Origin of the sequence: Streptomyces lichenis (genome assembly GCF_023218175.1) — a bacterium.
GTDB lineage: Bacteria > Actinomycetota > Actinomycetes > Streptomycetales > Streptomycetaceae > Streptomyces > Streptomyces lichenis.
Genome location: NZ_JALPTH010000027.1, coordinates 87179 through 105945 on the forward strand (window position 1 = coordinate 87179; position 18767 = coordinate 105945).

An 18767-nucleotide genomic window follows, 5' to 3' on the forward strand; every position below is an offset into this window, starting at 1 on the left:
TAAGTAAAGCCTGCCTTGCTGGCGCGCCCCTTACATCGGGCGTAGGTTCGAGGGTGTCGAGGGGCGCGGGACCAGTGGGTCGGCCCCGCCGTTCCACGCACCACGTACCGCCGGGGAGAAGTGTGTCCATCATCGAGACCGAGGCGACGCTCCATGAGGCGCATCGCGACAACCACACCCACCGCGACGTCAACGGCGGCTGGCTGCGGCCGGCCGTGTTCGGCGCGATGGACGGCCTGGTCTCCAACCTGGCGCTGATGACCGGGGTGGCCGGCGGGGCCGTCTCCCAGCAGACCATCGTGATCACCGGGCTGGCCGGTCTGGCGGCCGGGGCCTTCTCGATGGCCGCCGGGGAGTACACCTCGGTCGCCTCCCAGCGCGAGCTGGTCGAGGCCGAGCTGGACGTCGAGCGGCGCGAGCTGCGCAAGCACCCGGTGGACGAGATGGAGGAGCTGGCCGCGCTGTACGTGGCACGCGGAGTGGAGCCGGCGCTCGCCCGCGAGGTCGCCATGCAGCTGTCCCGGGACCCGGAGCAGGCGCTGGAGATCCACGCCCGGGAGGAGCTGGGCATCGACCCGGACGACCTGCCCTCGCCGCTGGTGGCGGCCGTGTCCTCGTTCGGGTCGTTCGCACTGGGCGCGCTGCTGCCGCTGCTGCCGTATCTGCTGGGCGCCGCCGCGCTGTGGCCGGCGGTGCTGTCGGCGCTGCTGGGGCTCTTCGCCTGCGGCGCGGTGGTGGCCCGGGTGACCGCGCGCAGCTGGTGGTACAGCGGGCTGCGCCAGCTGCTGCTGGGCGGGACCGCGGCGGCGCTGACCTACGGGCTGGGCGCGCTGTTCGGGGCGGCGGTCTGACGCCAGGGCCCTGTGCCGGGGCGGCGGTCTGACATAGTCGCCCGGGTGTTCGGTGCCCGATGGGCGGGGGCGGCCGGTTGGCCGTACCGTGGAAGCCGCCGGAGACCCCGGATCGCACCACCAGCAGGGCCGCCACCGCCGCCACCGTTGTGACGAACGTCCAATAGCACCATGCGCCATGCCGATGAGAGACTATGCACCCTGGCTCATAGGTAGTCGGTCAGGCTGGCGGTTTCGATGCCCATGGACGTGGGCATGAGCCGTTAGCGCCGCGGGCAACGAAGCCCGCGCGACCTCCACGGGCCGTCGGACCGGCCCCAGCACCGAGCCGCTTTCGGGTGCGCCGAGGGCGTCGACACCAGGCCTTCCGTACACGGGGCTCCGCCGTCTCCGCTCTGACTCGTGGGCCCCTGAGCACCACCCCGCAGCACCTCGCACCACTCCGGGTTGTCCGCATGCTGGAATGAGCTATCCGCTTTTCGAGAAAGCTTCCATCATGTAACCTGCACGAAATTTTGCGGAGGGCCAACGTCGTCCCTTCGGCACCGCTGTATGCCACGACGACGACGGGAGAGCCGATGCGTTCCGACGCCTGGTCGCCCATGGACGGTCGCCCCGCCCCGCAGGGTATGTACGACCCCCGCAACGAGAAGGACGCCTGCGGCGTCGGCTTCGTTGCCACCCTCACCGGCGTTGCCAGCCACGAGCTGGTCGAGCAGGCGCTGACCGTACTGCGCAACCTGGAGCACCGCGGCGCCACCGGCGCGGAGGCGGACTCCGGCGACGGCGCGGGCATCCTGTTCCAGGTCCCGGACGCCTTCCTCCGCGAGACCGCGGGTTTCGAGCTGCCCGAGGCCGGCTCGTACGCCGTGGGCATCGCCTTCCTCCCGGCCGACGCGGACGACAACGCCGCCGCCGTCTCCCGTATCGAGGCCATCGCCGCCGAGGAGGGCCTGACCGTCCTCGGCTGGCGCGAGGTGCCGGTCGCGCCCGAGCTGCTCGGTGCCACCGCCCGCGCCACCATGCCGGTCTTCCGCCAGCTGTTCGTCAGCGACGGCGAGTCGAGCGGGATCGCGCTGGACCGCAAGGCGTTCGTGCTGCGCAAGCGCGCCGAGCGCGAGGCCGCCACCTACTTCCCCTCGCTGTCCTCGCGGACCATCGTCTACAAGGGCATGCTCACCACCGGGCAGCTGGAGCCGTTCTTCCCGGACCTCTCCGACCGCCGCTGCGCCACCGCCGTGGCCCTGGTCCACTCCCGCTTCTCCACCAACACCTTCCCGAGCTGGCCGCTGGCCCACCCCTACCGGTTCGTCGCCCACAACGGCGAGATCAACACCGTCAAGGGCAACCGCAACTGGATGCGGGCCCGCGAGTCCCAGCTCGCCTCCGAGGTGTTCGGCACCGGAGCCCTGGACCGGATCTTCCCGATCTGCACCCCGGACGCCTCCGACTCCGCCTCCTTCGACGAGGTGCTGGAGCTGCTGCACCTCGGCGGGCGCTCGCTGCCGCACTCGGTGCTGATGATGGTCCCCGAGGCGTGGGAGAACCACGACTCGATGGACCCGGCCCGGCGCGCCTTCTACCAGTACCACTCCACGATGATGGAGCCCTGGGACGGCCCCGCCTGCGTCACCTTCACCGACGGCGTCCAGGTCGGCGCCGTACTGGACCGCAACGGGCTGCGCCCCGGCCGCTACTGGGTCACCGACGAGGGCCTGGTCGTCCTCTCCTCCGAGGTCGGCGTCCTGGACATCGACCCCGCCAAGGTGGTCCGCAAGGGCCGCCTCCAGCCCGGCCGGATGTTCCTGGTGGACACCGCCGAGCACCGGATCATCGAAGACGACGAGATCAAGGCCGGCCTCGCCGCCGAGCAGCCGTACCAGGAGTGGCTGGACACCGGCATCATCGAGCTCGGCGACCTGCCCGAGCGCGAGCACATCGTGCACACCCACGCCTCGGTCACCCGCCGCCAGCAGACCTTCGGCTACACCGAGGAGGAGCTGCGCGTCCTGCTCGCGCCGATGGCCCGGGCCGGCGCCGAGCCGATCGGCTCCATGGGCACCGACTCGCCGATCGCCGCCCTCTCCGACCGGCCCCGGCTGCTGTTCGACTACTTCACCCAGCTGTTCGCGCAGGTCACCAACCCGCCGCTGGACGCCATCCGCGAGGAGCTCGTCACCTCGCTGCACTCCTCGCTGGGCCCCCAGGGCAACATCCTGGAGCCGACCTCGGCCACCTGCCGCAGCGTCACCCTGCCCTTCCCGGTGATCGACAACGACGAGCTGGCCAAGCTCATCCACATCAACGCCGACGGCGACATGCCCGGGATGACGGCCGCCACCCTCTCCGGGCTCTACCGGGTCTCCGGCGGCGGTGAGGCGCTGGCCGCCCGTATCGAGCAGATCTGCGCCGAGACCGACGACGCCATCGAGGCCGGCGCCCGGCTCATCGTGCTCTCCGACCGGCACTCCGACGCCGAGCACGCCCCCATCCCCTCGCTGCTGCTCACCGCCGCCGTCCACCACCACCTCATCCGCACCAAGCAGCGCACCCAGGTGGGCCTGCTGGTCGAGGCCGGCGACGTGCGCGAGGTCCACCACATCGCGCTGCTCATCGGCTACGGCGCGGCCGCGGTCAACCCGTACCTCGCCATGGAGTCCGTGGAGGACCTGGTCCGGGCCGGCACCTTCATCGAGGGCGTCACCGCCGAGCAGGCCATCCGCAACCTCATCCACGCGCTCGGCAAGGGCGTGCTCAAGGTGATGTCCAAGATGGGCATCTCCACCGTCGCCTCCTACCGCGGCGCCCAGGTCTTCGAGGCCATCGGCCTGGACGAGGCCTTCGTGGAGAAGTACTTCAACGGCACCGCCACCAAGATCGGCGGCGCCGGGCTGGACGTCGTCGCCCAGGAGGTGGCCGCCCGGCACACCAAGGCGTACCCGGTCTCCGGCATCGCCTCCGCGCACCGCCGCCTGGACATCGGCGGCGAGTACCAGTGGCGCCGCGAGGGCGAGCCGCACCTGTTCGACCCGGAGACCGTCTTCCGGCTCCAGCACGCCACCCGCTCCGGCCGCTACGACATCTTCAAGCAGTACACGAGCCGGGTGAACGAGCAGTCCGAGCGGCTGATGACCCTGCGCGGCCTGTTCGGCTTCGCCTCCGGCCGCCCGTCCATCCCGCTGGACGAGGTCGAGCCCGCCTCCGAGATCGTCAAGCGCTTCTCCACCGGTGCGATGAGCTACGGCTCCATCTCCCAGGAGGCGCACGAGACCCTCGCCATCGCCATGAACCAGCTCGGCGGCAAGTCGAACACCGGTGAGGGCGGCGAGGACCCGGAGCGGCTCTACGACCCCGCCCGCCGCTCGGCGATCAAGCAGGTCGCCTCCGGCCGCTTCGGCGTGACATCCGAATACCTGGTCAACGCCGACGACATCCAGATCAAGATGGCCCAGGGCGCCAAGCCCGGCGAGGGCGGCCAGCTGCCCGGCCACAAGGTCTACCCGTGGGTGGCCAAGACCCGCCACTCCACCCCCGGCGTCGGCCTGATCTCCCCGCCGCCCCACCACGACATCTACTCCATCGAGGACCTCGCCCAGCTCATCCACGACCTGAAGAACGCCAACCCGGCCGCCCGCATCCATGTGAAGCTGGTCTCCGAGGTCGGCGTCGGCACGGTCGCGGCCGGCGTCTCCAAGGCGCACGCCGACGTGGTGCTCATCTCCGGCCACGACGGCGGCACCGGTGCGTCGCCTTTGACGAGTCTCAAGCACGCGGGCGGCCCCTGGGAGCTGGGCCTGGCCGAGACCCAGCAGACCCTGCTGCTCAACGGGCTGCGGGACCGGATCGTCGTCCAGACCGACGGCCAGCTCAAGACCGGCCGGGACGTGGTCATCGCCGCGCTGCTCGGCGCCGAGGAGTTCGGCTTCGCCACCGCGCCGCTGGTCGTCTCCGGCTGCGTGATGATGCGCGTCTGCCACCTGGACACCTGCCCGGTCGGCATCGCCACCCAGAACCCGGTGCTGCGCGAGCGCTACTCCGGCAAGGCCGAGTACATCGTCAACTTCTTCCGGTACATCGCCGAAGAGGTCCGCGAACTCCTCGCCGAACTGGGCTTCCGCACCCTGGACGAGGCCGTCGGCCACGCCGAACTCCTCGACACCACCCGGGCCGTGGACCACTGGAAGGCGCAGGGCCTCGACCTCGCCCCGCTCTTCCACGTCCCCGAACTGGCCGAGGGCGCCGTCCGCCACCACCTGGTGGAGCAGGACCACGCCCTGGAGAAGGCGCTCGACAACGAGCTGATCAAGCTCGCCGCCGACGCGCTGAACGCGGAGAGCGCCGAGCAGGCCCAGCCGGTCCGCGCCCAGGTCGCCATCCGCAACATCAACCGCACCGTCGGCACCATGCTCGGCCACCAGGTGACCAGGAAGTTCGGCGGCGCGGGCCTGCCGCAGGACACCATCGACATCACCTTCACCGGCTCGGCCGGCCAGTCCTTCGGCGCCTTCCTCCCCCAGGGCGTGACCCTGCGGCTGGAGGGCGACGCCAACGACTACGTCGGCAAGGGCCTGTCCGGCGGCCGGATCGTCGTCCGCCCCGACCGGGGCGCCGACCACCTGGCCGAGTTCTCCACCATCGCGGGCAACACCATCGCGTACGGGGCGACCGGCGGCGAGCTGTTCCTGCGCGGCCGCACCGGCGAGCGCTTCTGCGTCCGCAACTCCGGCGCCCTGGTGGTCTCCGAGGGCGTCGGCGACCACGGCTGCGAGTACATGACCGGCGGCCACGCGGTCGTCCTCGGCGAGACCGGGCGCAACTTCGCGGCCGGCATGTCCGGCGGCACCGCCTACGTCGTCGACCTCGACCGCGACAACGTCAACCCCGGAAACCTCACCGCCGTCGAACCCCTGGAGGACGGCGACAAGCAGTGGCTGCACGACGTCGTGCGCCGCCACCAGGAGGAGACCGGCTCCACCGTCGCCGAGAAGCTCCTCGCCGACTGGGACAGCGCGGTCAACCGGTTCAGCAAGATCATCCCCACCACGTACAAGGCAGTGCTCGCCGCCAAGGACGCCGCTGAGCTCGCCGGTCTCTCCGAGCGGGAGACCACCGAGAAGATGATGGAGGCGGCGACCAATGGCTGACCCCAAGGGCTTCCTGACCACCGGGCGCGAGGTCGCCCGGACCCGTCCCGTGGACGAGCGGGTCAAGGACTGGAACGAGGTCTACGTCCCCGGCTCCCTGCTGCCGATCATCAGCAAGCAGGCCGGCCGCTGCATGGACTGCGGCATCCCGTTCTGCCACAACGGCTGCCCGCTCGGAAACCTCATCCCCGAGTGGAACGACTACGCCTACCGCGAGGACTGGGGCGCCGCCTCCGAGCGGCTGCACGCCACCAACAACTTCCCCGAGTTCACCGGCCGGCTCTGCCCCGCGCCGTGCGAGTCGGCCTGTGTGCTGGGCATCAACCAGCCGCCGGTCACCATCAAGAACGTCGAGGTCTCCATCATCGACAAGGCCTGGGACAACGGGGACGTCACCCCGCAGCCCCCGGAGCGCCTGTCCGGCAAGACCGTCGCCGTCATCGGCTCCGGCCCCGCCGGACTCGCCGCCGCCCAGCAGCTGACCCGGGCCGGCCACACCGTCGCCGTCTTCGAGCGTGCCGACCGCATCGGCGGACTGCTGCGGTACGGCATCCCCGAGTTCAAGATGGAGAAGGTCCACATCAACCGGCGCATCGAGCAGATGCGCGCGGAGGGCACCAAGTTCCGCACCGAGGTGGAGATCGGCCGCGACATCGACGCCGCCAAGCTGCGCCGCCGCTACGACGCGGTGGTCATCGCCGCCGGCGCCACCGTCTCCCGCGACCTGCCGGTGCCCGGCCGGGACCTCAAGGGCATCCACTTCGCCATGGAGTACCTGCCGCTCGCCAACAAGGTGCAGGAGGGCGACTTCATCGCCCCGCCGATCACCGCCGAGGGCAAGCACGTGGTCGTCATCGGCGGCGGTGACACCGGCGCGGACTGCGTCGGCACCGCCCACCGCCAGGGCGCCGCCTCCGTCACCCAGCTGGAGATCATGCCCCGGCCGGGTGAGGAGCGGAACGCGGGCCAGCCCTGGCCGACCTTCCCGATGCTCTACAAGGTCACCTCCGCCCACGAGGAGGGCGGCGAGCGCGTGTACGCCGTCTCCACCACCCACTTCGAGGGCGACGAGGACGGCAACGTCCAGGCCCTGCACCTGGCCGAGGTGGAGTTCAAGGACGGCAAGTTGGAGCAGAAGCCCGGCACCGAGCGCCGTATCCCCGCCCAGCTGGTCACCCTCGCCATGGGCTTCACCGGCACCGACCGCTCCAACGGCCTGGTCGAGCAGTTCGGCCTGGAGCTGGACGAGCGCGGCAACGTCGCCCGCGACGCCGACTTCGCCACCAACGTGGACGGCGTCTTCGTGGCCGGTGACGCCGGGCGCGGCCAGTCCCTGATCGTCTGGGCCATCGCCGAGGGCCGCTCCGCCGCGCGCGGCGTGGACCGCTACCTCACCGGCGGCAGCGCCCTGCCCGCCCCGATCCGCCCGACGGACCGGGCGTTGGCGGTGTGACCGCCTGGCGGCGCGGCGGCGTGACCGCCTTGGCCGCTCTGGCAGTGTGATCGCCTGGTGGTGTGACCGCTTTGGCCGTGTGAGCGCTTGGCGGTGTGACCGCCTTGGCGGTCTGACCGGGGTCGGCGGTGTATCCCGTCGGCCCGCCCCTCATCGTCCCGTACAACGGCGTGCGGAACACGCAGCGCCTGCCTCGTCCCCGACCGGACCCGGGCAGGCGCTGCACCCTTTGCCGGCCCTGCTTACCGCCCTGCTGCCTCCTTCTTATCTGGGCAACGAGTCGGCGGGGGCCGGGAGTGCCCGGTCGGTGAAAGTGGCGAGAGGTCGCCACATGGCGGGGCCGGGGGCAGGCGGTGCGTCCCTGTCGAGGGGCGCCTGGTCGGGGCCGCGTACGCTCGGGCCAGCGCGCCGGGGGACCGTGCCCCGCCGCCGTACGCGAGGGGGATCCCATGACCATCAGCCTGGAGAAGATCGAACGGACCGCGCCCGCGCTGACCGGGTTCTACCGGCAGGCGGGCGTCTCGCTGCGCAAGCACGGGCTGGACGGGCAGCGGGTGGCCGTCTACCTGGTGGTGGACTACTCGGGCTCCATGAGGCCCTACTACCGGGACGGCAGTGTGCAGGCGCTGGCCGACCGGGTGCTCGGGCTCGCCGCGCAGTTGGACGACGACGGCCGGGTACCGGTGGTCTTCTTCTCCACCGAGGTGGACGCCGAGAGCGAGATCGCGCTCGAAGACCACCAGGGGCAGATCGAACGCATCGTCAGCGGGCTCGGCCACATGGGCAAGACCAGCTACCACCTGGCGATGGACGCGGTGATCGAGCACTATCTGGAGCACTACACCGAGCGGGGCGACCACACACCCGCCCTGGTGGTCTTCCAGACCGACGGCGGCCCGATCAGCCGGCCCGCGGCCGAGGCGTACCTGTGCAAGGCCGCGCAGCTGCCGCTGTTCTGGCAGTTCATCGGCTTCGGCGATCCGGCGAGCCGCCAGTTCGACTTCCTGCGCAGACTGGACGAGCTGCCCGTCCCCGCGCGGCGCCCGGTGGACAACGCCGGCTTCTTCCACGCGGGCACCGACCCGCGCCGGGTGCCGGACGCCGAGCTGTACGACCGGCTGGTGGCCGAGTTCCCGCACTGGCTGGCCGCGGCCCGGGAGCGGGGGATCGTCCGATGAGCCGATGGTCGGACTGTTGCTGAGGGTGGTGTACGGGAGTGGGCCGGGCGTGTGAGGCGCTCGACCGGGGCGTGGGCCGGGTAGCGCGGGCGGGTAGGGCTGTCGCTCCCCGAATCCCCTGCGCCCCGGGTTGTCCGGGGCGCCCCTGGACAGGAGACAGCCCCCATGCATCGCTCTGTGTACCGTGCCGGACTCGTCGCGGCCGCCGCGGCCGTACTCGCCCTCGGCCCGGCCGCGCCCGGCTGGGCCACGACCACCACCACCGGTGAGGTCAGCGCCCACTGGGGCGACCGGGCCCGGGTCCAGTTCACCTGGACGGACGCGATCACCATCGAGGGCGGCACCCTCACCGTCGCCGACCTGACCTGCGACGACGCCCCGGTCTACGCTGTGGTCACCGCCGTGGCCGGAAACGGGGCCGCCGTCCCGCTCGCCACCACACCGCGTACCGCCGGCTGCGGCAAGACCGCCGAGACCCGGTTGGTACGGGCCGGGAACGCGGCCGGGCTGAGCAGGGTGACGCTCAGCATCTGCCGCCCGGCGGGGGCCGCCTCGGGCGTGGGCGGCTTCGGTGGAACCTCCGGCTCCGGGCAGGGGTTCCGGGCCGGTGACGAGTGTGTGTCCCCGTACACGGCGAGGAACCCGTACCGGGGGACCGCGAACCTCGGCTTCTGAGCGGTGCGGGCCGATTGCGGATGACTCCTGGCGGATACCCGGCAGAAGCTGTCGGGTATCCGCGGAGGACTGGCGGCCATGGTCCTTCGTCGGATACCCGTCGTTCGTTCACCGTCCGGCCGCCTGGGTGGCCGTTCGGTCGACATCCTGCGGACGTTGCCCGCCTGCCGTTGACGTGCACACGTCTACGCGCGTCATCATCGGTCCATGACGATCCCCCCACGCTTCAGTCTGCTCGGCGGTGCCGCCGCCCTGCTGTCCGCGCTGGTCGCCGGTCCGGCCGCCGCCGCGCCCGCCCCCGTCCCGTACACCGCCCCCCTCTCGTACACCGCCGTCCAGGCGGCGGCCGTCGGCGAGATCTGCCACAGCCGGCTGCCCAGCCAGGCGCACGACACCCTGGACCTCATCGAGGCGGGCGGCCCCTACCCCTACGAGCAGGACGGCACCGTCTTCCGGAACCGCGAGGGCGTCCTGCCCAGCCGGACCACCGGCTACTACCACGAGTACACGGTGAAGACCCCGGGTGCCGACAACCGCGGCGCCCGGCGCATCGTCACCGGCAGCGCGGACGAGGACTACTACACGGCCGACCACTACGCGTCGTTCGACAAGGTGGACCACGGCTGCTGAGCCCCTCCTCCCCGTACGCGGGCGTGCCCGGCGGGGCTCAGGTGTCGCACTCCAGCACCGTGCGGCACAGCCCGCACCGTGCCCGGACGCGACCGCGTACCGGCACCCGGATGCGCTGGTGGCAGGTCGGGCAGGAGAACACCACCCGTAGTGCCACTGCCTCGCGGTCCGTACCGCCGGCCGGGCCGTCCACCGGCTCGAAGGCGTACGGCAGACCGGCACTGCCCGGCGCCCCGGGGTGCTCGCGGGCGTGCCTGCGCTCCTTGGCGTACCGGTGCCGGCCCGCCCAGCCCGCCGCCGTCAGCGGGGGCTGCCGGGCGTCGCGCAGTGCCAGCGCCCGTCCCTCGGTGTACGCCTGGTACGCCTGCGGGCTGGTGAACCACGGCGAAGGGTCCTCCCCGAACACCAGCGCCCGTTTGGCCAGCACATAGCCGAACTCCTCGGGCGTCAGATAGCCCAGCTTCTGGCTGGACACCGCGTCTTGGCGGAAGGCGTCCAGCAGCAGCCAGCCCGCGCCCAGATAGGTCGTCACGGTGTCGGTGAGGATCTCGTTGTCGCGGGTGCCGGGGAAGGCGAGATCCAGCCGGTGCAGCAGTACGTGGGTGATCTCGTGCGCCAGGGCCGCGCCGATGTCCCGGCGATGGGTGCGGAACCGGTCGTTCAGCTCGACGAAGTACTCCGGCCCGGCGGCCAACTCCACACTCGCCGCGTGCCGCATCTCCCGGAACCCGACGATCATCCGGGCGTCCGGCAACCGCAGCTGGCGCACCAGCGCGTGCGCTACCCGCTGGGCGCCCAGATGGCAGTCGTCGGCGTCCGAGAAGGCCACGTCGGCCGGGACGACGCTGCCGGCGTAGGCGTACAGGCCCTCCGGGGTGAGCCGCCGGTACAGCGCCGTGATCGCCGCCCGCACGGTGTCCAGGTGCGGGTAGCCGCGTACGACCTCGCCCCCGCCGCCCCCGGCCCTGCCTGCGCCGGCTCGCCCGCCGCCCTCGGCTCCGCCGGCAGGGTTTCCGCCACTGCCGCCCGCTCTGCCGCCGCCCGTTCCGGCGCCGCCGCCGTTCGCCACGTTCAGCCCCCAGGGGGTTCGCCGCGCTCCGACCTCCCACTGTACGAGTCGCCGAACCAGCCACCGCGTGAGCCGCCGCGGGGGGCCGGATGCGCGCCGCGGTCGGCCGCAGTCGGTCGCGATGGGGCCGGGTTGGCTGAAAACACCGCCTTGTGGGCGGGGGAGCGGCCTCCCCATAATCCTGGGCACGCCTTGACGAGCCCATGCCATCCCGAACGACCGCGGCGGGGCTCCGAGAGACGTGACAAGGCATCAACCCCCCACGAAAGGCAGCACTGTGAAGTCGATCCTGCGCGCCTTCAAGAGATGTGCCGTCATCGGCGCCGTCGCCCTCGCCGCCGTCAGCCTCCAGCCCGTCAACGCCTCCGCCGCCCCCGCCCCCGTCGTCGGGGGAACGAGGGCCGCCCAGGGCGAGTTCCCGTTCATGGTCCGCCTCTCCATGGGCTGCGGCGGCTCCCTGCTCACCCAGCAGATCGTGCTCACCGCCGCCCACTGCGTGAACGGCTCCGGCAACAACACCAGCATCACCGCCACCGCCGGCAACGTGGACCTGCAGAGCTCCAGCGTCGTCAAGGTCCGCTCGACCAAGGTCCTCCAGGCCCCCGGCTACAACGGCAGCGGCAAGGACTGGGCGCTGATCAAGCTCGCCCAGCCCATCAACCAGCCCACGCTGAAGATCGCCGACACCACCGCGTACAACTCCGGCACCTTCACCATCGCCGGCTGGGGCGCCAACCGCGAGGGCGGCAGCCAGCAGCGCTACCTGCTCAAGGCCCAGGTCCCGTTCGTCTCGGACGCCAGCTGCAAGCAGTCCTACGGCAGCAGCCTGATCCCCGCCGAGGAGATCTGCGCCGGCTACGCCCAGGGCGGCACCGACACCTGCCAGGGCGACTCCGGTGGCCCGATGTTCCGGCGTGACAACGCGGGCGCCTGGATCCAGGTCGGCATCGTGAGCTGGGGCCAGGGCTGCGCCCGGCCGAACTACCCCGGTGTCTACACCGAGGTGTCCACCTTCGCCTCCGCCATCAAGTCCGCCGCGGCCACGCTGTAGCGGCATCCGGTAGTACGGGGAGGGGCGGCGCCACCCGGCGCCGCCCCTCCCTGCGTTTCCCGGGGTCTCCCGGGGTCCTGGCCGGTTCCCCGCGGTCCCCCTGCGTTTCCCCGTGGTCCCGGCGCGGGCCCGCTGCGTTTCCCGGGCTTTCCCCGCGGGCCCGCCGGGTTTCCCGGGTTTCCCCCTGCGTCTCCCGCGTTTCCTCGGCGGGTGTCAGCCGGTGAGCCGCACCGCCGCTCCCGCGCCCTCCAGCTCCAGCACCCACACCTCGTTGCGGTCGGCGATGAGCACCGGGCCGGGCACGAACAGGGCGCTCTGCGGGCCCGCCTCCCAGTAGCGGCCGAGGCAGAAACCGTTCACCCAGACGAAGCCCCGTACCCAGCCCGGCAGTTCCAGCCAGGCATCCCCCGGCACACCGTCCCCGCCGATCTCCACGGCCGCCCGGTACAACCCCGGAGCGCCCCGTTCCGCGCCTCCACCGCCCGCGCCGCCACCCGCGTCCCCGCCCTGGTCCGGAACAGGGGCGAACGGCACCTTCTCCACCGCCTCCGGGGTGAACGCGTCCAGCCGCAGGGCCCGGGCCCGCACCCCGTGCAGATACTGCCGCTCGTGCCGCACCCCGTCCGCGATGCCCTTGGCCTCACCCAGCCGGGGCCCGTAGTTGACCCGGCCCAGCGACTCCACCCACAGCTCCACCTCCGCCGGACCCGCCACCGGCTCCAGCAGCACCGCCTCGTCCCGGGCCCCGGCGCCCGCCAGCACCCCGGCCCGCACCCCGTCCACGTACACCACCGCCCGGTCCCGCAAACCGGTCACCGTCAGCGGGTACGGCTGCCGGGGGCCCGGGACCCGCAGCCGGTACCGCACCAGCCCCCGGTCCACCCCCAGCTCCTCGAACGACGGCGGAACCGGACCGTCCCACTCCTCGTCGCCCAGTACCTCCAGCACCTCGGGCAACGGCGCCCACTCCCGTACCACCGCCCGCAGCGGACCGTCCTTCGCCGCCAGTCGCGGCGGCGGAGGCGGCAGCTCCGGCAGCGGACCCGCCCCCTCGCCGCGGAAGCGCTCCAGCACCGACCGGAACGCCCAGAACTTCTCCGTCGGCCGCCCCGCCTCGTCGATCGGCGCGTCATAGTCGTAGGAGGTCACCGTCGGCTCCAGCCGGCCGTCATGCAGCGCCCCGGCCCGGTTCGCCCCCGCCCAGCCGGCGAAGTTGGTCCCCCCGTGCGCCATGTAGACGTTGACCGAGGCCCCGCACTCCAGCACCTCCGCCAGCGCCGCCGCCGCGTCCGCCGCCTCCCGCCCCGCCGGCCGCTCGCCCCAGTGCGCGAACCAGCCGCACCAGAACTCCATGCACATCAGCGGCCCGGCCGGCTGGTGGCGGCGCAGCACCGCGAACGCCTCCCGCGCTCCCGAGCCGAAGTTCACCGTCGCCAGCACCCCCGGCACCGAACCGCCGGTCAGCATGTGGTCCTCCGGGCCGTCGGAGGTGAACAGCGGCACGGTGACCCCGCAGGACTCCAGCAGGCCCGCGACGTGCCGCAGATACGCCGCGTCCGAGCCGTAGCTGCCGTACTCGTTCTCCGCCTGCACCATGAGCACCGGCCCGCCCCGGTCCACCTGCCGCTCCACCACCTGCGGCAGCAGCGCGGCGAACCAGCGGTCCACCCGGTCCAGGTACTCGGGGTCCTCGGTGCGCACCCGCCGCCCCAGCCGCCCGGTCAGCCAGTGCGGCAGCCCGCCGTTCTCCCACTCGGCGCAGATGTACGGGCCGGGCCGCACGATCGCCCACAGGCCCGCCTCGGCCGCCGCGTCCAGGAACCGGCCCAGCGCCCCCACGTCCCGGTAGCGGCCGGGCTCCGGCTCGTGCAGGTTCCACGGCACATACGTCTCCACGCAGTTCAGCCCCATCGCGCGGAGCATCGCCAGCCGGTGCCCCCACTGCCCCTCGTGCACCCGGAAGTAGTGCAGCGCCCCCGACAGCAGCCGCACCGGCTCCCCGTCCAGCAGGAAGTCCCGCTCACCCACCGTGAAAACCGCCACGATCCCACCCCTCGACCCCTCGGCCCTCGGCCCTCGACCCCTTGACTGCGCCCCGCGCGTTCCGTGATCCACCCTCGGCCTCTGGCGGCCGGGCGGTCCATGGACAAAGATCGGCGCTGGTTGGACGCGCGGGCCGGATGCCGGCAGGCGCGTGCGGAGCGGGCAGGGACGGACACGAGGAGGCCGCGATGTACCACACCTGGATGCGCTTCTTCACACCCAGCCCGCTGCACCAGCGCCTGGGCCTGGTGTGCCTCGGCGTCGGCCTCCAGCACGGCGCCCTGCCCACCGTCGGCCCCCGCACCCTCGACCACCATGTGGCCGTCGTCATCAGCAGCGGCAGCGGCTGGTACCGCACCCCCGACGGCCGCCGCACCACCGTCACCGCGCCCGCCCTGCTCTGGCTCACCCCCGGCGTCCCCCACCACTACGCCCCCGACCCGGCCACCGGCTGGGACGAGGGCTTCGTCAACTTCACCGGCCCCGCCACCGCCACCTACACCGAGCTCGGCTACCTCGAACCCGACCGGCCCGTCGTCCCGCTCACCGACGCCCGCCCCGCCCGCGCCGTGATCGGCCGCATCACCCGGGCCGCCCGCCGGGGAAACCCCCTGCTGGAGGTGGAGACCGCCGCCGCCGTCCACGAACTCCTGGTCGTCCTGCGCCGCGCCCGCGCCGACACCAACGCCGACGGCGACCCGGTCCTCGACGCCCTCGCCCGGGACGCCTTCCAGCCGCTCACCGTCGCCGAACACGCCGCCCGGCACGGTATGACCCCCGCCGAGCTGCGCACCGCCGTCCGCCGCACCGCCGGGTGCAGCCCCAAGGACTACCTGCTGGCCATCCGGCTCGGCCGTGCCAAGGAGCTGCTGGCCGCCACCGACCTGCCCGTCGCGGCCGTCGCCCGGCGGGTCGGCTACGACGATCCCGCCTACTTCTCGCGGCTCTTCACCCGCCGGGTGGGCACCGCGCCGGTCCGCTTCCGCGAGCAGCAGGGCCACACCGTGCCCGGCGGATGGAGCGAGCGGGTCCCGGATGCCGAACACCCCCCTACCGTCATCACCGGACACGTCTAAGCTCGCACCCCATGACCACCAGCCAGAACCACGGGACCAGCCGGCACCAGGCCGAGTCGGGCGACAACGAGCACGGGCGGGGGAGCGGGGACGAGCGGGCGGTACGCGCCGAGCTGACCCGGCTGCGCCAGAGCATCGACAACATCGACGCGGCCGTGGTCCACATGCTGGCCGAGCGCTTCAAGGCCACCCAGCAGGTCGGCCACCTCAAGGCCCGCCACCACCTGCCGCCCGCCGACCCCGACCGGGAGGCCCGGCAGATCGCCCGGCTCCGCGAACTCGCCGTCAGCGCCCACCTCGACCCGGCCTTCGCCGAGAAGCTGCTCAACTTCATCATCGCCGAGGTGATCCGGCACCACGAGACCATCGCGGGCACCACCGAGGACGAGGCCGGGTCCGCCCACTAGGGGTCCTTCCGGAGCGTTCTGGGCCCACCCGGGCGGTCCCCCGGACGCTCCGAGCCCCCGCTGACGCTTCCGGGCCCCCGGACGCTTCCAGCCCCCGGGAGGCTTCCGGGGCCTTCCGGGACGCTTTCAGCCCCGGGAGCCTTCCGGAGCCTTCCGGGCCGTCGCCGTACGCCGGTGCGCAAGCCGAGAGGCCAGGACGGAGGGTGCGCGGCCCCTGCCCGTACGGGACCGGGGCCGTTGCCTCCTACGGGTCTGGGGCGTTGCCTCGTACGGGACCGGGGGCGTTGCCCCGTACGGGTCTGGAGCGTTGCCTCCTACGGGACCCGGGGCGTTGCCCCGTACGGGACCGGGGGCGTTGCCTCGCACGGGATCGGCGCGTTTCCCGTACGGGTCCGGGGGCCGCCGGCCGGCCGGGCCGCGCTGGCCCAGGCGGCGGCGGACCGGGCGGCGCCGGACCGGGCGGTGGCGGTAGACGACCGGCGTACGATCGGCGCGCGGCCGCCTCCGCGCGCCCCGGCGCGTACCACCGAGGGGTGCGAAACCAGCCGCGAGCTGGGAGAAACCCCCGCCGAAACTCTCCAGGCAACCCCAGTGCCGAGCACCCTTCCCATCGGGCAGCATGGCCCCATGCCCGTACTGACGCGCGACGAAGCGCAGACCCGTGCCCAGCTCCTGGACGTCCACCGGTACACCGTCGACCTCGACGTGACCGGCGGTGGCGACGTGTTCGACTCGTCCACCACCATCCACTTCACGGCCCGGGCCGCCGGCGACACCTTCGTCGAGCTGAAGCCCGCCACCCTGCGCAGCGCCGTCCTCGACGGCGAGCCGATCGACCCGGCGGCCCTGGACGACAACCGGCTCCCGCTCACCCTCACCGCCGGCGAGCACACCCTGCGCGTCGACGCCGCCATGCGCTACTCGCGCACCGGCGAGGGCATGCACCGCTTCACCGATCCCAGCGACGGCGAGACCTACCTCTACACCCAGCTCTTCCTGGACGACGTCCAGCGGGTCATCGCCGCCTTCGACCAGCCCGACCTCAAGGCCGTCTTCGAGACCACCGTCACCGCGCCCGACCAATGGACGGTCCTCGCCAACGGCATCACCACCCGCACCGGCCAGGGACGCTGGCAGGCCGCCGCCACCCCGCCGATCTCCACCTACCTCCTCGCCGTCGCCGCCGGCCCCTGGCACACGGTGCGCACCGAGCACGCCGGGCTGCCCTTCGGCATCCACTGCCGCCGCTCCCTCGCCCCCCACCTCGACACCGACGCCGACGAGATCCTCGACACCACCAAGCGGCTCTTCGACCAGTACCACCGCAAGTTCGACGAGCCCTACCCCTTCGACTCCTACGACCAGGCGTTCGTCCCCGAGTTCAACGCCGGCGCCATGGAGAACCCGGGCCTGGTCACCTTCCGCGACGAGTTCGTCTACCGCTCCGCCGTCACCGTCACCGAGCGCCAGACTCGCGCCATGGTCATCGCCCACGAGATGGCCCACATGTGGTTCGGCGACCTCGTCACCCTCAGCTGGTGGGACGACATCTGGCTCAACGAGTCCTTCGCCGAGTACATGGGCTACCAGACCCTCAACGAGGCCACCAGCCGCTACCCCGACACCTGGGTCGAGTTCGGCGTCGCCCGCAAGTCCTGGGGGTACGACGCCGACCAGCGGCCCTCCACCCACCCCGTCGCCCCCGACCCCGACGCCGTCCCCGACACCGCCTCCGCGCTGCTCAACTTCGACGGCATCTCCTACGCCAAGGGCGCCTCCGCGCTGCGCCAACTCGTCACCTGGATGGGCGAGAAGGAGTTCCTGGCCGGCATCAACAGCCACTTCGCCCGCCACCGCTTCGGCAACGCCACCCTCGCCGACTTCCTCGACAACCTCGCCACCGCCACCGACCGCGACGTCCACGCCTGGGCCCAGGCCTGGCTGCGCACCACCGGCGTCGACACCCTCACCCCCGCCCACCACCCGGCCGACGCCACCCTCACCGTCGACCACCACGGCAGCCGCCCGCACCGCGTCGCCCTCGGCCTCTACGACCAGGACCTCGCCGACACCGGCCGCCTCGTCCTGCGCCGGCGCACCGAGACCGACGTACCGCTCGCCGCCCCGCTCGCCCTCCCCGGCCCCCGCCCCGCCCTGATCGTCCTCAACGACGGCGACACCACCTACGCCAAGATCCGCCTCGACCCCGACTCCTGGACCACCGCCCTCCGCACCCTCTCCGGCATCCCCGACCCGCTCACCCGCGCCGTCGTCTGGAACACCGCCCGCGACATGGTCCGCGACGGGGAACTCGCCCCCACCGCCTACCTCGACACCGCCCGCACCCACCTGCCCCGCGAAACCGACCTCGCCCTCGTCCAGGGCGTCCTCGCCTTCGCCGCCGGCCCGCTCACCGACCAGTACCTCACCCCCGAGGACCGGCCCGCCGCCCTCGCCCTCCTCACCGACCTCACCCGCGACCTCATCCGCCGCACCGAGGACGGCAAGAACCCGGGACTGCGCCTCACCGCCGTCCGCCACTACATCGACGCCGCCGGCCCCGCCACCCTCACCGCCTGGCTCGACGAGGACACCGTCCCCGGCGGCCCCGAACTCGACCCCGAACTGCGCTGGCGCATCCTCGCCCGGCTCGCCGCCCTCGGCGCCACCGACGAGACGGCCATCGCCGCCGCCCTCGACCGCGACCCCAGCGCCACCGGAGAGGAAGGCGCCGCCCGCTGCCGCGCCGCCCTGCCCACCCCCGAGGCCAAGGAAGCCGCCTGGCAGGCGATGTTCCACACCGACACCCTCTCCAACTACCTCTTCATCGCCACCGCCCAGGGCTTCTGGCAGCCCGAGCAGGCCGAGCTCCTCGCCGACCACACCGCCCGCTACTACCCCGACGCCACCGCCCTCGCCCAGCGCCGGGGCCCCGCCATCGCCACCGCCGCCGGCCGCCACGCCTTCCCCGCCCACCACGTCACCCCCGACCACCTCCACCTCGGCGAACAGCACCTCGCCACCCACACCGGAGACGACACCCTCACCCCCGCCCTGCGCCGCCAACTCGTCGACCGGCTCGACGACCTCCGCCGCGCCCTCCAGGTCCGCCAGGCCAACCAGCCCGCCTGACCCCCCGCCCCCGCCGGGGGCGCCCACCCCGGGCGCCCCCCCCGGCAGCCACCGGCCG

12 protein-coding genes are annotated in these 18767 nt (G+C 72.8%); 10 read left to right on the forward strand and 2 right to left on the reverse strand.

Annotation, left to right across the window (positions count from 1 at the left end):
* Positions 1–122 precede the first annotated feature (122 nt).
* The 6 genes from M1O15_RS24515 (at position 123) to M1O15_RS24540 (ending at position 9931) form a co-directional block, all read left to right on the forward strand.
* The gene (locus M1O15_RS24515; RefSeq protein ID WP_248636318.1) at positions 123–851 is read left to right on the forward strand and encodes a VIT1/CCC1 transporter family protein; all 729 of its coding nucleotides are present in this window, start codon (positions 123–125) and stop codon (positions 849–851) included.
* A gap of 578 nt (positions 852–1429) precedes the next feature.
* Positions 1430–5995 (forward strand): glutamate synthase large subunit, encoded by a 4566-nt coding sequence (gltB, locus tag M1O15_RS24520; RefSeq protein WP_248636319.1) that lies wholly within the window; start codon positions 1430–1432, stop codon positions 5993–5995.
* A complete protein-coding gene (locus tag M1O15_RS24525; RefSeq protein ID WP_248636320.1) occupies positions 5988–7448 on the forward strand; it encodes a glutamate synthase subunit beta in 1461 nt (486 codons plus the stop codon). The genes gltB and M1O15_RS24525 overlap by 8 nt, the downstream gene beginning before the upstream one ends.
* 449 nt (positions 7449–7897) lie before the next feature.
* The gene (locus tag M1O15_RS24530; RefSeq protein WP_248636321.1) at positions 7898–8626 is read left to right on the forward strand and encodes a VWA domain-containing protein; all 729 of its coding nucleotides are present in this window, start codon (positions 7898–7900) and stop codon (positions 8624–8626) included.
* A gap of 165 nt (positions 8627–8791) precedes the next feature.
* Entirely contained in the window at positions 8792–9301 is a 510-nt protein-coding gene (locus M1O15_RS24535; RefSeq protein ID WP_248636322.1) for a hypothetical protein, read from the forward strand.
* 207 nt (positions 9302–9508) lie between these two features.
* Positions 9509–9931: a guanyl-specific ribonuclease gene (locus M1O15_RS24540; protein WP_248636323.1), complete on the forward strand. Its 423-nt coding sequence runs from the start codon at positions 9509–9511 to the stop codon at positions 9929–9931.
* 37 nt (positions 9932–9968) lie between these two features.
* On the opposite strand, the gene M1O15_RS24545 is transcribed toward M1O15_RS24540, so the two are convergent.
* Positions 9969–10844, reverse strand: a complete 876-nt coding sequence (locus M1O15_RS24545; RefSeq protein WP_248636324.1) for a hypothetical protein — start codon at positions 10842–10844, stop codon at positions 9969–9971.
* A 433-nt stretch (positions 10845–11277) separates the two neighbouring features.
* Between M1O15_RS24545 and M1O15_RS24550 the strand changes: the two genes are divergently transcribed.
* Positions 11278–12051 carry a S1 family peptidase gene (locus M1O15_RS24550; protein WP_248636325.1) on the forward strand — a complete coding sequence of 258 codons (774 nt, stop codon included), beginning with the start codon at positions 11278–11280 and terminating at the stop codon, positions 12049–12051.
* Between the two features lie 213 nt (positions 12052–12264).
* On the opposite strand, the gene M1O15_RS24555 is transcribed toward M1O15_RS24550, so the two are convergent.
* A complete protein-coding gene (locus tag M1O15_RS24555) occupies positions 12265–14094 on the reverse strand; it encodes a glycoside hydrolase family 35 protein (protein WP_248636326.1) in 1830 nt (609 codons plus the stop codon).
* A gap of 188 nt (positions 14095–14282) precedes the next feature.
* On the opposite strand from M1O15_RS24555, the gene M1O15_RS24560 reads away from it, so the two are divergent.
* The 3 genes from M1O15_RS24560 to pepN all read left to right on the forward strand — a co-directional run bounded on the left by M1O15_RS24560 (position 14283) and on the right by pepN (position 18709).
* Complete coding sequence (locus M1O15_RS24560; protein ID WP_248636327.1) at positions 14283–15170, forward strand: helix-turn-helix domain-containing protein; 888 nt, start codon at positions 14283–14285, stop codon at positions 15168–15170.
* Positions 15171–15181: 11 nt separating this feature from the next.
* On the forward strand, positions 15182–15577 hold the full coding sequence (locus M1O15_RS24565) for a chorismate mutase (RefSeq protein WP_248636328.1): 396 nt from the start codon (positions 15182–15184) through the stop codon (positions 15575–15577).
* Positions 15578–16204: 627 nt separating this feature from the next.
* Positions 16205–18709, forward strand: coding sequence for an aminopeptidase N (gene pepN, locus M1O15_RS24570; RefSeq protein WP_248636329.1), 2505 nt, complete (start codon positions 16205–16207; stop codon positions 18707–18709).
* Positions 18710–18767: the final 58 nt, after the last annotated feature.

Bases quoted from the DNA above. Each gene is read 5' to 3' on its own strand.
- M1O15_RS24535 (WP_248636322.1), top strand. From the start codon at position 8,792: ATGCATCGCTCTGTGTACCGTGCCGGACTCGTCGCGGCCGCCGCGGCC.
- M1O15_RS24530 (WP_248636321.1), top strand. From the start codon at position 7,898: ATGACCATCAGCCTGGAGAAGATCGAACGGACCGCGCCCGCGCTGACC.
- gltB (WP_248636319.1), top strand. From the start codon at position 1,430: ATGCGTTCCGACGCCTGGTCGCCCATGGACGGTCGCCCCGCCCCGCAG.
- pepN (WP_248636329.1), top strand. From the start codon at position 16,205: ATGCCCGTACTGACGCGCGACGAAGCGCAGACCCGTGCCCAGCTCCTG.
- M1O15_RS24540 (WP_248636323.1), top strand. From the start codon at position 9,509: ATGACGATCCCCCCACGCTTCAGTCTGCTCGGCGGTGCCGCCGCCCTG.
- M1O15_RS24525 (WP_248636320.1), top strand. From the start codon at position 5,988: ATGGCTGACCCCAAGGGCTTCCTGACCACCGGGCGCGAGGTCGCCCGG.
- M1O15_RS24560 (WP_248636327.1), top strand. From the start codon at position 14,283: ATGTACCACACCTGGATGCGCTTCTTCACACCCAGCCCGCTGCACCAG.
- M1O15_RS24565 (WP_248636328.1), top strand. From the start codon at position 15,182: ATGACCACCAGCCAGAACCACGGGACCAGCCGGCACCAGGCCGAGTCG.